This is a genomic window from Klebsiella sp. JN_Kp127, from assembly GCF_040062505.1.
GTDB lineage: Bacteria > Pseudomonadota > Gammaproteobacteria > Enterobacterales > Enterobacteriaceae > Klebsiella > Klebsiella quasipneumoniae.
Genome location: NZ_JBEAHS010000051.1, coordinates 231114 through 248601 on the forward strand (window position 1 = coordinate 231114; position 17488 = coordinate 248601).

The window sequence follows — 17488 nt, forward strand, 5'->3', positions numbered from 1 at the left end:
TGATGAACGGTTCAATTTTTCGTCATCCCTCACCGTTGCCGGTTGGCGTCAGCAGCGGTTACGTGATGACAGTGCTTGGCCCGCTGCCGATTAACGAAATGGGCGTCACCCTGATGCATGAGCATATTCTGCTGGATGCCTCCGGCAAATGGGTGCCGCCCTGCTACTGTAGCGATCGCCATCTTGCCGAAATGCCGGTGAAAATGGAAAACCTTGGCGAACTGTCGCTGAATCCGTTGATGAGCCGCGATAACTGTCAGCTGTTTGATGTCGACGTTGCGATTGAGGAACTCACTAAATATCGCGCCCTTGGCGGCGAAACCGTGGTCGACCCGACCAATATCGGTATTGGCCGCGATCCGAAAGCGCTGGCGCGCATCGCGCGTCTGACCGGTCTGAACATTATTATGGGTACCGGCCTCTATCTGGAGCCTTCGCACCCCGAGTGGGTAAGGACCAGCAGCGTTGAACAGCTGACCGAACGGCTGATTTACGATCTTGGCGGCGCGGAGGAGAAACCGGAGGTACTCGCCGGGCTTATCGGCGAAATCGGTATCTCCAGCCGTTTTACGCCGGATGAGGAGAAATCCCTGCGCGCTGCGGGTCGGGCCAGCGCCGCGACCGGCGTGCCGATCGAGGTCCATCTGCCGGGCTGGGAGCGGCTGGGTCATCGGGTGCTGGATATTCTCGAGCAGGAAGGCGCCGATTTACGCCATACCGTGCTGTGCCATATGAACCCCAGCTTTGCCGATAAGCGCTACCAGCGCGAACTGGCCCAGCGCGGAGCATTTCTCGAATACGACATGATTGGCATGAGCTATTACTACGCCGACGAGTCAGCGCAGTCGCCCTCCGACGAGGAGAACGCCCGCGCGATCCGCGAGTTAATTGACGACGGCTATATCCAGCACATTCTGTTGTCGCAGGATGTCTTCCTGAAAACCATGCTCACCCGCTACGGCGGCCACGGTTACGGCTACATACTCAAGCATTTTGTTCCGCGTCTGCGGCGCCACGGCGTCAGCGGCGAACAGCTTGAAACCTTAATGATTGGAAACCCCCAGCGGGTCTTTGGCGGATAAAAGGAAACGTCATCATGCAGAAAAAAATCTTACTGGTCGGTGAGTCCTGGACCAGCACCTCAACGCACGTTAAAGGCTTCGACCAGTTTGCCACCGCCACCTGGCACACCGGCGCAACGGATTTTCTGGCCGCGCTCGCCGACAGTCCCTACGCCATTACCTATATGCCCGCCCACGCGGCGGCGACAGACTTTCCGCTGACGCTGGAAGCGCTGGAACACTGGGATGCGATCATCCTTTCGGATATCGGCGCCAATACGCTGCTGCTGCATCCGGACACCTGGCTGAAGAGCCGCCGCACCGCCAACCGTCTAACGCTCCTGCATGATTACGTGGCCGGCGGGGGGGCGCTGATGATGATCGGCGGCTATTACAGCTTCCAGGGGATCAACGGCGGCGCACGCTACCGTAATACCGCGGTGGAGAAAGTGCTGCCGGTTCGCTGCCTGGCCTGGGACGATCGCATTGAAACCCCGGAAGGCTGCTTTGCTGAAGTGGCGGGATCTCACCCCCTGTTTAACGATATTCCGGGTGAATGGCCGTGGCTGCTGGGCTATAACGAGGTTGAAATGCATCCGGAAGGTAAACTGCTGGCGACCGTGGCCGGTACCGATCATCCTCTGCTGGCCATTCGCGAATATCAGCGGGGGCGCTCGCTGGTGTGGACCAGCGACATGTCGGCACACTGGCTGCCGGAAGAGTTTGCCAAATGGCCCGGCTATCGCCAGCTGTGGATTAACTGCCTCGACTGGCTGACGGAACGCCGCTGATGACCGCTACCCTTGAGCTCGCCCGGCAACTGCTGGGCTTTAACACCATCAACCCGCCGGGCAGCGAAGCTGACTGCATGCGGTTCTTCGCCGACTGGCTTGCCGATAGCGGTTTTGAGGTGTCGCTGTCGTCATTCGGCGAGGGACGCTGCAATCTTATCGCCAGGCTGCCCGGGTCGAAGAGCGGTAAACCGCTGGCTTTTACCGGACATCTGGATACCGTCCCGCTGGGAAATGCCCGCTGGCAGTACGATCCTTTCGGTGCGCAGATGGAAGACGGGCGTCTTTATGGCCGCGGGTCGAGCGATATGAAAGCGGCGATAGCGGCATTTGCCGTCGCCTGCGTTCATCAGCGGCAAACGATTCGCGCCGGGCGCGGCGCACTATTGCTGATCACCGGCGGAGAAGAGACCGGCTGCGACGGCGCGCGGGCGCTGATCGCCTCCGAGACGTTGCCAGAGGTGGGCGCGCTGATCGTCGGTGAGCCCACCGCCAACTACCCGGTTATCGGCCATAAAGGCGCCCTCTGGCTACGCTGCGAAACGCGGGGAAAAACCGCCCACGGCGCGATGCCGGAGCTGGGGATCAATGCTATCTATCTTGCGGCGGATGCGCTGGGTAAGATCCAGCATTTTTCGCCGGGCGCGCCGCATCCGCTGATGAAGCAACCCACCCTCAACGTCGGCCGCATAGAGGGCGGACTCAATATTAATTCCGTACCGGACCGCACGCGTTTTGATGTCGATATCCGCAGCGCGCCCAATTTACAGCACGCCGCTATCCGGGAGCGCTTGACGACGCTGCTGGGCGAAAGCGTTACGGTCACCACGCTGGTCGACCTGCCTGCGGTCCTGAGCCGGGAGGATCACGCATGGATTAAGCAGGTTTACCAACGCTGTCAGCCGCTGCACGCTGAGCCGATTACGCCGCGCGTGGTGCCCTACTTTACCGACGCCTCGCTGCTGCTGCCTGCCCTGGGCGACCCGCCCTGTATTATTCTCGGCCCCGGGGAGCCGTCGATGGCTCATCAAACCGACGAGTACTGCCTGCTCAGCCGGCTGGCGGAGGCAGAACGGCTATACGGTGACCTGATCCGCGACTGGATGGCCTAACCGTCCGCGACGAAAGCCCAAAATGTGTGACAGTGTCACTTAAAACGAACATGATGCATTCAGCGTTTGAATAATCTCGCGGAATAACAGAGGATAACCGCCTCGTACACGAAATGTTTCACCACCAGCAAGGAGGCTTACCATGTCCGTGAAAATTAACGCCGTGCTCGTTTGCACCCTCTCTTTCCTCCTTTCCGCCTGTTCGGGTCATGCTTCTGCGCCGGACAGCGCCGAAGACGCTCAAATATCGGCAGAAGTGGATAAGATACTTCGCGATTATCAAACGGGTGCAGATACGTCACCGCAGGCCAATGCCTCACGCTATCTGGCGCGGATCCAGGCGGCTATCTTCGCTAACATAGACCAGCCGGACTCCTGGCAAGGGCAAAAATGCTCGGTGCGCTTTACCCTGCAGCGTGACGGGACGGTGCAGGATCCGGCGGTCGAGAACGGCGATCGGCCATTCTGCGCGCAGGTGATGTCCGCGCTGAAAGCCGCCAAAATTCCGCCTGCGCCAGATGAAAAAACCTATCAAACATTCAGCCATGTCGTTCTGGACTTGAAGGCCTGAGCTTGTCCGTAGAAAGCGCCCCGGTCATCGCCAGGGCAATGGCTAAAAAGATAAGCTGACAGCCTGCTTAACAGACGCTTTTTGGCGATCAGCGAGGAATGATTCAATGGTGCTTGAGTCGAGGTGATGAGCGGCAAGAGCGCCGGCTGAACGGGACAGCGCATCCAGGTGCGCTGATGATGGCCTCTTATTCATGACTCAATCTCTGATGCATGAAATCAATAAGCGCTCTTGTTTTTGCCGGCAAATAACGCCGATCGGAATACAGGGCGAACAATTGCAAGGGGGCCGCCGATTGTTCAAATTCAATTTCGATTAACCGGCCATCGTCAATATAGGGCTGGCAGGCTTGTTTCGACAGGATGGCATAACCGACGCCTGAGATGGCCGCTCGCCCTGCCATCTCCCCGCTGTTGACCCGATAACGACCGTTCACTTTAATCGTCTCGAATCCGCCCTTTTTATTCACAAACTGCCAGGGAGCGCCTTTAAGCGCATTTACCGTTGTAATACAGGGCAATTCTTCAAATTGCTGTATACGAGAAGGCGTGCCATAACGCTGGATAACGGAGGGGGCCGCAACGATGGTGCAAGGGATGGTCACCAGATGACGGGCTATGTAGTCACTGTCATCCATCTGACCACGACTCACAATGACAGCGAGATCCAGATCATCGCGCAGGGATTCATAACCAGACAAATTGGTGACGCAACTTATCTCCAGGTCCGGATGCTGACAGGCGAAATCGGCAACAATAGCGCCCAGCAGTGCAGGACCGATTTCATTGGGAATACAGATACGTAGTGGCCCCTTGAATTGCATTTGCCGCAACGTTAATTCGGTTTCAGTTTGCTCAAGCGCTTCCAGTAATGGCTTCGCCCGGGAATAGAGTAGATGCCCCGCCTGAGTGAGTTTCATATGTCGGGTACTGCGTTCAATAAGCTGTAGATTCAGTTTATCTTCTAGCTGAGCAATGCAACGGCTGACATTTGATGCCGGCATTTCAAGGGCTTTCGAAGCCCCCACAAAACTGTCTCTTTCAACTACAGCGATGAAGACTTTCAGCGCATTAAAATCAAGAACTGGCCGCATCAACTATCCCACATATGATAATAATGAGTGCCATTTTTACCATCTAATCGATAAGTTTGATAGCAGTTAAGCTAGGTTATCTTTCATCATCAGGTCGCTTGCTATGCCACGGGTCACCACAACATTTAATCAAAAGGCGCTGATACGGATAGCGCTGGTCATCGCTTTTGTGCAGTTTACTAATGCGCTGGAATATATGATGTTCAGTCCTGTTTTTACATTTATGGCCGCGGATTTCGCTGTTCCCGTCTCCTTCTCAGGCTATGTATCCGGTATGTACACCTCTGGAGCCGTCCTGTCGGGAATTATCGCCTTTTACTGGGTTGACCGTTGCAATAAGAAGCGTTTTCTTATCGCTAATATGGTGCTGCTAGCCATAGCGACACTGTTGACAACATTCATAACCAGTTTTCCTCTTCTTCTTACCTTGCGATTCTTCGCAGGGCTGGTTGGAGGGACGACAATGGGTGTGGGGATCGGTATTTTGATAAACCACACGCCGGCTGACTTGCGCGGAAAAATGTTGGCGACGGTGATTGCGTCATTTTCGCTGGTAAGCGTTGTGGGGATGCCCGCTATATTATTTTTGTGTACTCATTACGGTTGGCATGTCGCGTTGTGGTTAATCAGCACGCTCTGTTTGTTGGCATTGCCATTGATCGTCACTGTCATTCCTCAGGACCCCGTCACTTTCGACACGTCTCACGCGCTGCCCCTCGATGTTGATACTTTACTGTTTGCTTCCGGTAATGCACTGGTACAGTTTAGTCCAATGCTGATCATTCCTGTTCTGGCGCCATTAATGACGCAGCTGTTGGGGGCTTCTGAAGGCCTGCTGCCCTGGCTGTTCTTCGGCGGGGGACTGGCGGGGTATTTGTCTACAAGAATGACAGGGGCATTAACCTCTCGTTTTTCTGCATTGAGTTTGGCGACCGGGTCAACCCTCGTTTTTATTCTGAGCTTGCTGATACCCTTCCTGGGCTATCCGCATCCGGCGCTGTTTATGACGTTATTTCTCGGGGCAGCTTACAGTCGTCTGGTTTCATCTTCGGCGGTTACGATTCAGTTTCCTGATAACAACCAACGAGCGGGATTCTCTTCATTACAGACGTCCATGATGTATCTGATGACGACTGCCGCATTTTTCCTGTCCGCTTTTCTGTTACCTGACCATCGCATGGCGCTCCAGAATATGGACACGTTGCTGGCGCTATGTGCAATTTCCGCATCAGGATCCCCAATTATTATCATCATTTTGCAAAAGAAACTGGCTAAGCGGACGATCCCGCCCGATCGGTGCACCACTGGGTAGAACATGGCGCGCCCTGCCCTGGGCATTAAAAATTATCATTGACCCTGGTGTGGGCGCTAAATGGAGATGAAGGGCGTTTTTTTGTCTGACGGTGTCTGAATTTAGTACCTGGCGGGAAGCTTATGGATTTTAATGAGTCTTCCCTCTTCCATTTCGATAAAACCACCCGTTTTTAAATCTGCAAGAATGCGCATGACGCCGCTGCGAGAAAGATGGGTTTTCTCACGGATGTAGAGTTCCGCTGTGACTGCGGCGCGATAACTCTCATCTTCTTCGATTAAATTGAGCAACTGCTGGCGGATCATCTCGTACGCCGTCGGTGCGCCCTGCGGCATCACATTGTTGTAAAGTCGGCCATACACAAACATCAGTTGCTTTGAGAGCAGCCCCCATAACGACTTTTCTTTAATGATGTCATGAACACGAGCGGTGGAGATCTCGCCAATCACGCAGGAGTTGATAGTTTTAATGTAATCATCGAAGTAAATATCCGTCAGATTGGCAAGACCAAACACGGCGGGACTGCGCGCAGTGGACAGCATCATATTATCGTTTCGGCGATAAACCGCTACGGTTCCCTCAAGGATGAGGTAACACATCCCCTGGCCATTTACCTTGAAATCCAGTTGCTCCCCCCTTTCAGTTTTACGTGGCGTGCAATACGGCTGTAAATGCGTCATCAACTCTTGCGCGTAGGGTGAACCTCTGTGAGGTTTTGCTGAAGAGGACATAACCGATAACCTTTAGATTGACCTGTCTGATTATAGCCTGGCTTCCTGATGCGGGTATCCTCATCGTCAGTATTTTCGAGGCAAATGATTGATATCAAGAAGTATACCCCGTTCCATGGTGATGTAGTTCCCGGTTCGCAGCTCTGCCAGAATTCGCATAATCCCGCTCCGTGAAAGATAGGTTCGGCTCTTAATATAGGCTGCAGCCGTAATTTGTTGCCGTATCGCATCCGGCTCTTGCATCAGTTCAACAAGCTGAAAGCGGATGATGTCATAAGCCGACATCTGCGAGATCTGTGCGCAATGCTCATACACCCGGGAGGCCGTGTAAATCAGGAGTTTCGAAAAATGCTCCCATAGATCCAGTTGCGCCACGATGTGATTAAAACAATCCAGTGACACCCGGGCGATCTCTGACGTCTCCAGCGCTCTCACATAGAGATGCTCTGAGGAAAACTGACTACTGACGCCCAGAATAAAGGGTGATGATTCAGAATTTAAAACAATGCCATCGCCGCGACGGTGCAGCGCGACGCTACCTTGCAATAGTAAAAAACATTGCCGGATATCATCTTTATAATAATGCACGACCTCACCTCTGCCGATCACTACTCTTTCTGCTGCTGGCAACACATGATTTATCAGAGTCTCGATGTGCCGAAATGGTTTTAATTCCAGGGCAATTGATTTGTCCTGGTTTTCCGGGGTGGTTAAGCGCGTGTTCATATGCTGCCTCAATTCCTCTACGGTGATCGCTTTATTGATCGACCCGACGAATTATCTTAAAAATGAAGAAACTGCGAAATATTGGTTTAGGGTCCAAAAGTAGACCGTGCTAAAGATGTACCCTAAGTAATTGATTTTGTGCCTCATGAACTTTGAGTCTAAAAATAGACCGGGCCTTAATAAATACAATAAAAAAAGGAATGTTACTTATTCGTTAAGTGAGAGTCTACTTATAGACCCACAAATCATTTGAGTTTAAGGAAGTGATTAGATAAATTTTAGCCAGCCAGCAGAACAGTTCATGATCTTACCGTAATTAATTATGGCTGCCATGCTGCACAGTAATAAATAAGGCGCTGGTACAAAAAGAGTGTAACGCTCATCGGCACCCTATTGCCTGAATATAAGTGGCAAACCAAGTTAATAAGGAAACAACGTAATGAAAAAAAGTCTTGTTTTAGTTGCCTTGACCGCAACTGCAGCGCTGTCTATGTCTCACGCTTTTGCTGCCGCTGGCACCGTGAATTTCGTCGGCAATATTCTTGATACTGCCTGTGAAGTCGATGTGGCATCGCAAAACCAGCAGGTCAATCTCGGTAACTTTTATAAAACTGAATTTCCGAACAGTGGCGCAAAAGCGGCTGCAAAGGATTTTAATATCGTGCTTAAAAACTGCCCAACCACAGTGACTTCGACAAAAGTACGCTTTGATGGCACCCCCGATCTGACCAACCCTAACCTGCTGGCTATTGATACCTCAACCTCCAGTGCGGCGTCAGGGGTGGCGATTAACCTGATGACCGCCGATAAAGTCGACCTGCCTTTACACGGTGAGAACAGCTATAACTACACCCTTAGCAGCACCCAGGACAATACGCTGAAATTCTACGCGCAATATATCTCCACCACGGCATCAGTAACGCCGGGTACGGCCAACTCTGTTGCTAACTTCTCCATTGTATATAACTGATTTTCTGTCCAGAAAAGCTGATGGGGTCGATACGGCCCCATGTTTCAGAGGTCTAAAATGAATGTTCTTCGCAGTATCTTGCTTACCACCACGATATTGAGTATTGGCTTATCCGCTGCTCAGGCCGGTGTCGTTATTGGTGGTACGCGGGTCATTTTTGATGGTAATAAAAAAGAAGCCTCAATTGGCATAAATAATCCTGATAAAACCCCCTACCTGATCCAGTCCTGGATCGAAAAGCCGGATGGCGGTGCCGAAAAGGCGCCTTTCATCATTACGCCGCCGTTATATCGACTGAATAATGGCCAACAAAACGTCGAGCGCATTGTTGCCACCGGAGCATTACCTCAGGATAAAGAGAGCTTATTTTGGCTTAATATAAAAGCCATACCCTCTGCAGCTAAAGTTGACAATACGTTGCAAATTGCCATTAAAACCAGAATCAAGCTCATCTACCGTCCGGCGGCGATGAAAGGCGCATCCCCTGAAGATCAGGTCGATAAATTACGCTGGCAACGCGTCGGTAATAAGATACAGGTAAACAATCCGACTCGGCATGTCATGAATTTTAACGAAATTTCACTATCAGGTAAAAAATTACCCGATGTCAGTTATGTATTACCCGGTAGCACAGCGACGTTTGATTTACCCTCCGGCGTAACGGGCGGGCCAGTGACATTCAAAATTATCAATGATTATGGCAGTCCCGGGGCAGAACACAAAGCCAGTCTGTAGACCGGCGAAAAGACACTGAGTGGGATTTATGATGATGGCAATGGATTATATAAAAGCACGTTCTCCACGGTTGGCATTATTGATAACCATCGCGCTCTTCAGTAATACGCAAAATAGCTATAGTCGCGATTTTTTTAATCCAGAACTGGTTGAACTGGATAATCCGGGGACAGAAAAAGTCGATCTTTCTGGTTTTGAATCGGGCGCGCAAGCTCCCGGGGATTATCATGTTGATATCGTCCTGGACGATCGGTTAGTTGATACCCGCGATATCAGGTTTGTGTTGCTGAAAGAGCCTGGCGGTGATGACAAATTAGTCCCCTGTTTATCCATTAAGCAATTAGAAAGCTGGGGAGTGAAGACTGGACTTTTTCCCGCGTTAAAAGGCGAAACATCCTGTGCGAACCTGTCAGCGATCCCTCAGGCCAGTACGGATTTCCAGTTTGCCATGCAGCGTCTGGTATTGAGCATTCCGCAAGCGGCACTATCAGCGCAAGCGCGCGGAGCGGTGTCGCCGGATCGCTGGGATCAAGGGATTAACGCCGCCCTGCTCAACTACAGTCTGAGTGGGGCCAATAACTGGGCAAAAAATAGCAACAGCAGCACCAGCGATAATCAGTATGCCAACCTGCGTCCTGGCGTGAATATTGGCCCCTGGCGGTTAAGAAATTACACCACCTGGTCGCGCGATTCACAGGGTCACGATGCCTGGAAGACGGTTTATACCTATGCTCAGCGTACGATAATCCCGTTACAGTCGCAGCTCACGCTGGGTGATAGCTCTGCCCCGGCAGATGTCTTCGACAGCATGCCTTTTCGGGGAGGACAACTTGCCTCCGATGATGACATGCTGCCCGACTCCCTCAAGGGCTATGCCCCAGTGGTGCGTGGTATCGCCCGGACCAATGCCCAGGTGATAATTCGCCAGAATGGCTATCAGATATACCAGAGCTTTGTGGCGCCGGGGGCTTTTGAAATCACGGATATGTATCCTACCGGCGGCGCCGGCGATCTTGATGTCACTATTAAAGAGGCTGATGGCAGTGAGCAGCACTTTAGCGTGCCATTTGCCTCCCTTCCCGTATTACAGCGTGAAGGCCGAATTAAATATGCGTTAACGGGCGGGCAATATCGTTCTTACAACGGCAGCGTGGACAAAACGCCCTTTGCTCAGATGAGCGTTATTCTCGGCTTGCCCTATGGCTTTACGTTTTACGGCGGATTACAGGAGTCGAGTAAGTACCAGTCCCTCGCCGCGGGCGTCGGTAAAAACATGGGTAACTTTGGCGCAATCTCCAGCGATATCACCCAGGGCTGGTCCACGCCGCAAAATATGCCGAAATCCAGGGGGCAATCATGGCGGGCTCGATACAGTAAAAATTTTGCCGCAACGGGCACCAACTTCGCGATTGCCGGCTACCGCTATTCGACCAGCGGCTACTATGGCATGCAAGAGGTCCTGGATTCTTACGGTGACAGTCAGGCGCTTCAGGACCGACGCCGCAACCGTGCTGAGCTGACGTTGAGCCAGGGGTTGGGAGACCATCTGGGATCGTTGATGCTGAACGCCGCGCGTGAAGATTACTGGAATTCGGGTAAGGCGATGGAATCATGGAGCGTTGGGTATAACAACTACTGGCACAGTATCAGTTATGGCCTGACCTGGACGCTGAGTAAGAATGGGAGCGCGGGATCGTACAGCTCACCCCAGAGCGACGATAAAAACCAGATGCTGGCGCTGAATATCAGCATTCCCCTGGAAAAACTGTTGCCGCAGACATGGGCAAACTATGGCATGAATACCAGCAAGAATAACGGTACGACACACAGCGCTGGGTTAAATGGCGTTGCTTTGCCGAATAATGCGCTCAACTGGAATATTCAACAGGGTTTCGGCACTCACGATGCGGCCTACACCGGCAATATGAATGGTGATTATCGCGGCACCTATGGCGAAATCACAGCCGGGTACAGCTATGACAAAAATACCGATCGTCTGAATTATGGGATTCAGGGAGGTGTGGTTGCGCATGCCAATGGCGTGACGTTTTCTCAGCCCCTGGGTGAAACCAACGTGCTGATTGCCGCCCCCGGGGCTGCCGGCGTAGGCATCCAGAATATGACCGGAGCGACAACCGATTATCGCGGATATACGGTTGCCTCTAACTTAATGCCTTATCGCAAAAATGATGTGTCATTAATCACCGATACATTACCGGCTAACGTTGAGTTAGAGCAAACGGTTAAAACCGTGGTTCCTACGCGTGGCGCGATTGTCAGGGCGAATTATCGGGCAAGCGTGGGCGTTCGCATGTTGATGACCTTGAGCCAGCGAAACGGCCAGGTAGTGCCGTTTGGCGCAATGGCCAGCGTTGATGGAACAGATCATAACAGTTTTATCGTGGGTGATAGCGGACAGGTCTATTTGACGGGTCTCGATCCCGAGGTAAACCTGACCGTGAAATGGGGAAATCAATCCGCAAACACCTGCAGGGTTCATTACTCGATAAACATGACGAAGCTGAATAACGATGTGATTATCGATAATGCTGTTTGCCGATAACGTTGAAATGAATTTTTATATCAGGTGCATAGGTATGCGACTTTTCCGATCTGCATTATTAATGCTGGCTGTGTTGTTTCCATTGAGTGGCTTCTGTTGTGATTATACTTACATCGGCTCTCCCTATACCGTGGATTATGGCAATATTATCGTTCAGCGCGATGTTCCCGTTGGCCAGGCGATAAGCAATGAGATATATGGCTCTTTAGCACATGCTTATACCTGCGTCACAACCGGCAATGAAGGGTCTAGCTCAGGAATGAAAAGCGCTATTTTACCCTATGTCGCGACGTACGGCGCGCGGCGTGTTTATCAAACCAATGTGCCTGGGGTGGGTATTTCTTTTGGCTTTTACATGAACTCCAAAGCAGGCGCGTCGACATTTAGCGGCACCGATTATATTGACCGCGGTAACGCTTCAATGTCCAGTTGGTCTTCAAACCCAGGCGAGCTGGTTATTCATGATTATCAGCCGGTTATACAATTCTGGAAGATTGGTGATATTACATCTGGCTCAGTAACGGGGCAACTGGCATCGTTTGTCGCCTTTACGATGCAATATCTTGGCGGAGAACAAGCTCCTGAGATCCCCGTCAATGCGGGGGCCGGATCTATTACCCAGGTGGCATGCGCGGTGACAACGTCGAATATGGTATTTGAACTGGGGGACGTTTTGGTCAGCGAGTTTGGTACTGCGGTGGGATCAACCCCCGCTAATGCGCAGAAAACGCAGAATCTCATTCTGGACTGTGATGCCGGAGCCAATATTAACGTCATGCTCTCCGGGGCACAAAATCCAGACGTCAGCGATAATACCGTGCTGGCGTTAACCGGTCAGGGAAGCGCAGGCGTCGCACAGGGGGTTGGCGTGCAGCTGGTTTATAACAATACCCCTCTCATCCTTGGCAATAATCTTGTTCTGAAGAGAACCAATGGCGGCCAGGAGATGTTTCCGTTAACCGCACGCTACTATCAGACCAATACAACGGTAACCACCGGCATCGCCAATGCGTCCGCAACGCTGAGTCTTACCTATCAATAAGGGCTGTTAAATGAAAATCAATAAACTCGTGTTGCTGATGGCATGCGCAATAGTATTGCCTGCGTTGTCGGCAGACAACGTCGATATCAAAGTCACAGGTCGTATTATCGCAGCGCCCTGCGTCTTTAACGGGGGGAGTGAAAATATGAATGTTGATCTTGGTAATATCCAGGCAACAAACATGTTCACCCCCGGGTCATCTTCCGATCCGGTTACCTTTAATCTCCTGTTTACCCGCTGTCCGCCGGGTACGCTAAGCGTGACAACCCGTTTTAGCGGAACGCCTGACCCGGAAGCGGGCATGAATTATTACCAAAACAGTGGCACGGCAACCCGTGTGGCCATTGCGATGTCTGATGCTACTACAGGTTTGTTGATGGGCAGCGGATCCAGCATCACGCAAAATATTGCCGCAGACAGAACGGCGACGATTCCGATGAGCGCCATGGTGACCTCAGTGGCGGGAAGGCCGACGCCAGGTTCCATTCATGCCGTTGTCGTTTTGACAATGCAATACAACTGACGGGTCGCTGGCTATAGCGGGTCATAGGCACGTGAGTCGTCATCCCCTTCTGGAAGCTAACAGGGTAAAAAAGCTGCGTCTATTACTTCCCCAATGCAGCTGCGCTTAATAATTATGTTTCGGTATAGTAAATGGTTAACATTGTAATAAAAGAGTGGGATACCCTCTTCAGGCGTGGGCTGACCTTTTTTTTTAATGATTTCTTTTCTCAGCACAACAGTAAAGTTAATTTCAGCTTTAACTTTACCTCAGAAAGCGTGAAGGTAGCGGACGTTATTGTGCTGGCATTATGCCCAGGAGAATGTTTTATTTGCCGCCCTGAGCTGCGGAGTCGAAAAAAAAGCATTGTGATTGGTATTGTTGATGATGACATGCGTGTCTCAGCGCTACCCTCTTGCTTTCAGGATATTATCTTTCTCTCTCGCCGACATTCCGTGACGCAGTTACGTACAGCAATGCATACCGCCTGGCACCGGCTGCAGCAGACAAATTATCGGCACTCAACCGGGTCATGTTGTGATTGCCAGCTTACCAAACTGTCGCCACAGCAAATCCGCATCATGAGCTATTTAAATGAGGGAATGTCAGTCATGCAAATTGCCGAAGAACTGATGGTGAGTGAGAAAACGGTCTATACGCATAAATATATGGTGATGAGGAAATTTAACTTACATAGCGATTATGAGTTAATGCTCCTGCTCAATAAACTGACAATAAATAGCGACTGGCCCAAGGGCTTTATAAATGTAAATTAATGATAGCTGGCAAGTCACAGAAACAGACCGTCGAACGTCTTCCCAGCGCCACTTACCATCGCCCCCGGGTCTCAAAGAAAGACCCGAGGGATCGTGGATAACCAGCGCTCAGGATATACAGGCGAATTAATCAAACTGATTCAGGATAAACGCCACACCCACCGTACAAAGGCGGTGATGTCCCTTTACGAGGGCACAAAAAATCATTTGTGCATCCCTCCCCGCGCATTGCACGGCAAAGACATCAGCCCATTAGAATTGATAACTATAGTTTACATTAGCAAACCATAAATATGGGTGGTTGTAGCTACCGCTATAGATAGCAGGCGACTGAACGTGAGACGATTGCATATGCAAGTAGGAGACGGCGACGCCAATATTACTCTGCGGTGTAATCTGGTACTGGGCGCCTGTGGCAAAACGCCATTCATCACCCGTCGGTAAGGTGAGCGCTACGTCACTCTGCGAATTGTATACCGTGCTGTCAAAGGCAACACCAGCGTTGAGACGCCATTGTTCGGTAGGACGGTACTGCACGCCTAATGCCGTATGCCAGGAATCCTTCAGACGGCTCTTTTTATCCAGTTCCTGCCCCGCCACGGCAATTTGTGGGGCGCCAAACTGGCTCCAGTCCTGCCAACCGAGATCGCCCATCACCGACCATTGTTTATTGATATCATGCACCAGGCTCAGCATAATTTGCTGAGGCGCGCGTACCTGCGCTGAGACAGGAAGCTCGTACTCAACGTTGGCTAAATTCGGCAAGCGCGCCTTACCATCAATATCAAAATCGTATTCTGTCTTACTCGTCCATGCTATACCAAGCCGGGTCTGTTCCGTCAGCTGCATCAGCAAGCCAAGACGATACCCTAACGCCCAGTCGTGATCCTTCTGCGTTTCATCAGTATTATCGACGTTACGTGTTAATGACAGGAAGCCATAGTTGATGTTTACAGAGCCGCCCACAGACACTCTATCGCTTAATTTGTAAGCTATTGAAGGGCTGAGTGTCATCGCCACCATGGTGCTTTTCTTGATTAATCTGTCCCCAGCCCACTGACCAAAGTCAATCCCCAGGCCATAGTTGCCGTAAATGCCGAGGCCAGCATAGAGATCATCATTGATTTTTTGCGCATAGAATGCGCTGGCATTAGGGAAGAAGCGCATAATATCCCCAGGGCTCTTACGTCCGGCGTCATCGTTAAGTGAATAAGATACATCACCGTCCATCGCCTGAACTCCCCCGGTAAACATATGGTCAGGCAAACGAGTCATCCCGGCCGGGTTGGTGACAATCGTTGATGCATCCTGAGCGCGAGCAGCCTGCCCTGCGCCTGCCAGTGCCGTATCTTCTGTGCCAATTTCGTAGAAGTAGAGTGCGCTCGCCTGCGTGGTCTGCGAAATAAGGAGCCCAAAACATACCAGTATCAATTTTTTCATGCGCTATCTGCCAATTTATATTACAAAATGTCCCTCTCTGTCAGGAAGGACGGAAATAAGTTACGCACTCACATTTTTATTGCCATCAGGAGGAACCGCCGGGGCTGAATACCAGTTTTCTTTGGCAACAGTGACTGAACCCTCAGGTTGCATAACATAATTCGGAGACATAATCTGTACATTGAATTCGTTAAATACATCCTGAATATGGCTATAAAGCTCATTGCGTGCTGCGGCTAATGATTGCCCTGCTTTCAGTTGTACCTGTAATTCATAGGCGATATACCAGTCCATCAAACTGAGCTGGCGTACCAGCGGTGGTTGAGCCGGATCGACTGAGCTTGCCCGTTTGGCGGCGAGCTCTAGCATGGCATGAACCTGTCGCCAGGGTGTGTCATAACCAATCGTCACGCTGATGGTCAGGTTGATGCCGCCACCGTGAGCATGTGCGCTCAAATTGGTGATTTTTCCACTCACAACCACCGCATTAGGCACCGTGACCACGTAATTTTCTCGGGTAATGATCTTGGTGGCCAACATACCAATTTCACTCACCAGCCCTTCGTTATCGGCCACGCGTATGACATCGCCTTTGCGCAGCGCACGGGAATAAATCAGTACAAGACCGCTCATGGCGTGGTTCATCACCCCGGCGGAACCTAACGTCAACATCAGACCAAAGAAGACGCTGATCCCTTTAAACGCGAGCGAGTTAGCGCCAGGCAAAAAGGGGTACGCTGCTGACAGCGCAAACAGCCATACCACCACAGCGATCAGTTTACGAGTCGCCCCGACCGTTTCCGGATGAATGCCAGGAAGTTGCAAACGCCCTGCTGCCACCTGATTGAGAACCACTTTAAGCAGTTTCAAAATCACAGCGGTTAGCATAAAAATAATCAGCACGATCATCAGGCCCGGCAAGGCAGATACCACAGCAAGCGCTATGCCCTGAAAAGCGCGCACAGACCAATCGCCCAGTGAGGCTCCCCATACGCGTGTCCATGGGAACAGGCTTAATACCCAGCTCAGCCAGACATACAGTGCTATGACGCCCAGCAAGAGCATGAATATGGCATAAAGTCGCGCTTCGATAGCACCGATAAAGCGTCGCCAGCTTTGGGGGATCCAGCTACGATTCTCGATGATACGTCGCCGAAATAGCTGTTTTACCCTGCGCCATGAGCGGTATGCACCGTACCAAAGCGCGACTAGCCCAAGCAGACCTCCAACGGCTTTTATGGCGGAAAGCACCAGCCAGCTGCGGTTATACTGGTCGCGCAGAGCGGTTCTCTGCGCCTCCATACGCGCCATAACCCGCTGCGCGGCCTGATCGAGCGTGAGGTCATCCCCTTCGTCAAGATCACCTTCGGTAAGCAGCATAACTGGCTTACCGTTCATCACGATGAGTTTTCCAGGCTGGTTATAACGGGTAACAGATACCAGTTTGAGAGGTTGGCGAACATCCTCCTCAGTGAAATTCCGCAGCGTATTTCTAATTCGCAATACCCGCTCTTCCGGCGTGGTAAGTCCAAATTTAGCCTGCAGCATGACTATCGGCTGATGAAAGATATATACTGTACGGGCACGCTCTTGCGGCGTCGCCTCCTGTCGTGGCTCTGCGGCATGCGAAATGAAACTTGTTATCGTGAACAAGCTCGCCAGACAAATGAACAGAATTTGCTTCATTTCCACCCTCAACCCACGAAACATTGTTGTTATTGTTCTGAAAAGTTTTGAACTATTTCTCTTTAATAATTGAGCATAGACTAGCCGTTCACTTCTGCAATACGCACCAGAAGATATTGTTCGCCTATCTTATATCTCTCCCCCCGCCGACTAACGGATACAACCGACTATTTCGATGTTGAAAGTGAGTTCACATCAATATTGCCCAAAAGATAACATTTTTCACCAGTAATGCATAATACGTAGTCTATAAAATAATACGATTATTTAATCGATTCAGCATGAATACACTAAACTTTTGCATGATAATAAGTTAAAGGGATATTCGGATTTTCCTTCCATTTATTTGACGCAACGATGGAAGTGATGCTTCGTAA

16 protein-coding genes are annotated in these 17488 nt (G+C 51.1%); 11 read left to right on the forward strand and 5 right to left on the reverse strand.

Going from position 1 to position 17488, the window contains the following annotated elements; genetic code table 11:
• Positions 1-2: 2 nt before the first annotated feature.
• From ABLV04_RS20280 to ABLV04_RS20295, 4 genes are all read left to right on the forward strand, one after another.
• Positions 3-1082, forward strand: coding sequence for a phosphotriesterase-related protein (locus ABLV04_RS20280; RefSeq protein ID WP_180265932.1), 1080 nt, complete (start codon positions 3-5; stop codon positions 1080-1082).
• Positions 1083-1096: 14 nt separating this feature from the next.
• Positions 1097-1852: a glutamine amidotransferase gene (locus ABLV04_RS20285; protein WP_023289712.1), complete on the forward strand. Its 756-nt coding sequence runs from the start codon at positions 1097-1099 to the stop codon at positions 1850-1852.
• Positions 1852-2964 carry a M20 family metallopeptidase gene (locus tag ABLV04_RS20290; RefSeq protein WP_085551856.1) on the forward strand — a complete coding sequence of 371 codons (1113 nt, stop codon included), beginning with the start codon at positions 1852-1854 and terminating at the stop codon, positions 2962-2964. The genes ABLV04_RS20285 and ABLV04_RS20290 overlap by 1 nt, the downstream gene beginning before the upstream one ends.
• 142 nt (positions 2965-3106) lie before the next feature.
• Positions 3107-3535 (forward strand): cell envelope integrity TolA C-terminal domain-containing protein, encoded by a 429-nt coding sequence (locus ABLV04_RS20295; protein WP_023289714.1) that lies wholly within the window; start codon positions 3107-3109, stop codon positions 3533-3535.
• A 187-nt stretch (positions 3536-3722) separates the two neighbouring features.
• Here ABLV04_RS20295 and ABLV04_RS20300 read toward each other — a convergent pair whose 3' ends face one another.
• Positions 3723-4628: a LysR family transcriptional regulator gene (locus ABLV04_RS20300; protein WP_072420183.1), complete on the reverse strand. Its 906-nt coding sequence runs from the start codon at positions 4626-4628 to the stop codon at positions 3723-3725.
• Positions 4629-4731: 103 nt separating this feature from the next.
• Here ABLV04_RS20300 and ABLV04_RS20305 point away from each other — a divergent pair, with 103 nt between their 5' ends.
• Positions 4732-5940 carry an MFS transporter gene (locus ABLV04_RS20305; RefSeq protein ID WP_105490606.1) on the forward strand — a complete coding sequence of 403 codons (1209 nt, stop codon included), beginning with the start codon at positions 4732-4734 and terminating at the stop codon, positions 5938-5940.
• A 101-nt stretch (positions 5941-6041) separates the two neighbouring features.
• Here ABLV04_RS20305 and ABLV04_RS20310 read toward each other — a convergent pair whose 3' ends face one another.
• Together ABLV04_RS20310 and ABLV04_RS20315 are read right to left on the reverse strand one after the other, a co-directional pair.
• Entirely contained in the window at positions 6042-6671 is a 630-nt protein-coding gene (locus ABLV04_RS20310; RefSeq protein ID WP_032452873.1) for a helix-turn-helix domain-containing protein, read from the reverse strand.
• A gap of 66 nt (positions 6672-6737) precedes the next feature.
• Positions 6738-7397 carry a winged helix-turn-helix transcriptional regulator gene (locus ABLV04_RS20315; RefSeq protein ID WP_032452874.1) on the reverse strand — a complete coding sequence of 220 codons (660 nt, stop codon included), beginning with the start codon at positions 7395-7397 and terminating at the stop codon, positions 6738-6740.
• Positions 7398-7836: 439 nt separating this feature from the next.
• On the opposite strand from ABLV04_RS20315, the gene ABLV04_RS20320 reads away from it, so the two are divergent.
• From ABLV04_RS20320 to ABLV04_RS20345, 6 genes are all read left to right on the forward strand, one after another.
• The gene (locus ABLV04_RS20320) at positions 7837-8367 is read left to right on the forward strand and encodes a fimbrial protein (RefSeq protein ID WP_023289719.1); all 531 of its coding nucleotides are present in this window, start codon (positions 7837-7839) and stop codon (positions 8365-8367) included.
• Between the two features lie 57 nt (positions 8368-8424).
• Positions 8425-9102 carry a molecular chaperone gene (locus ABLV04_RS20325; protein ID WP_180265931.1) on the forward strand — a complete coding sequence of 226 codons (678 nt, stop codon included), beginning with the start codon at positions 8425-8427 and terminating at the stop codon, positions 9100-9102.
• Between the two features lie 28 nt (positions 9103-9130).
• Complete coding sequence (locus ABLV04_RS20330) at positions 9131-11665, forward strand: fimbria/pilus outer membrane usher protein (protein ID WP_180265930.1); 2535 nt, start codon at positions 9131-9133, stop codon at positions 11663-11665.
• Positions 11649-12707 carry a fimbrial protein gene (locus ABLV04_RS20335; RefSeq protein WP_257394955.1) on the forward strand — a complete coding sequence of 353 codons (1059 nt, stop codon included), beginning with the start codon at positions 11649-11651 and terminating at the stop codon, positions 12705-12707. The genes ABLV04_RS20330 and ABLV04_RS20335 overlap by 17 nt, the downstream gene beginning before the upstream one ends.
• Positions 12708-12717: 10 nt before the next feature.
• Entirely contained in the window at positions 12718-13230 is a 513-nt protein-coding gene (locus tag ABLV04_RS20340) for a fimbrial protein (protein WP_032452877.1), read from the forward strand.
• 131 nt (positions 13231-13361) lie between these two features.
• On the forward strand, positions 13362-13985 hold the full coding sequence (locus ABLV04_RS20345) for a LuxR family transcriptional regulator (RefSeq protein ID WP_147733449.1): 624 nt from the start codon (positions 13362-13364) through the stop codon (positions 13983-13985).
• A gap of 252 nt (positions 13986-14237) precedes the next feature.
• Here the strand turns inward: ABLV04_RS20345 and ABLV04_RS20350 are convergent, their stop codons facing one another.
• Both ABLV04_RS20350 and ABLV04_RS20355 read right to left on the reverse strand, forming a co-directional pair.
• Positions 14238-15425 (reverse strand): outer membrane protein transport protein, encoded by a 1188-nt coding sequence (locus ABLV04_RS20350; protein WP_117137006.1) that lies wholly within the window; start codon positions 15423-15425, stop codon positions 14238-14240.
• Positions 15426-15485: 60 nt separating this feature from the next.
• Positions 15486-17111 (reverse strand): mechanosensitive ion channel domain-containing protein, encoded by a 1626-nt coding sequence (locus ABLV04_RS20355; RefSeq protein WP_117137008.1) that lies wholly within the window; start codon positions 17109-17111, stop codon positions 15486-15488.
• Positions 17112-17488 lie beyond the last annotated feature (377 nt).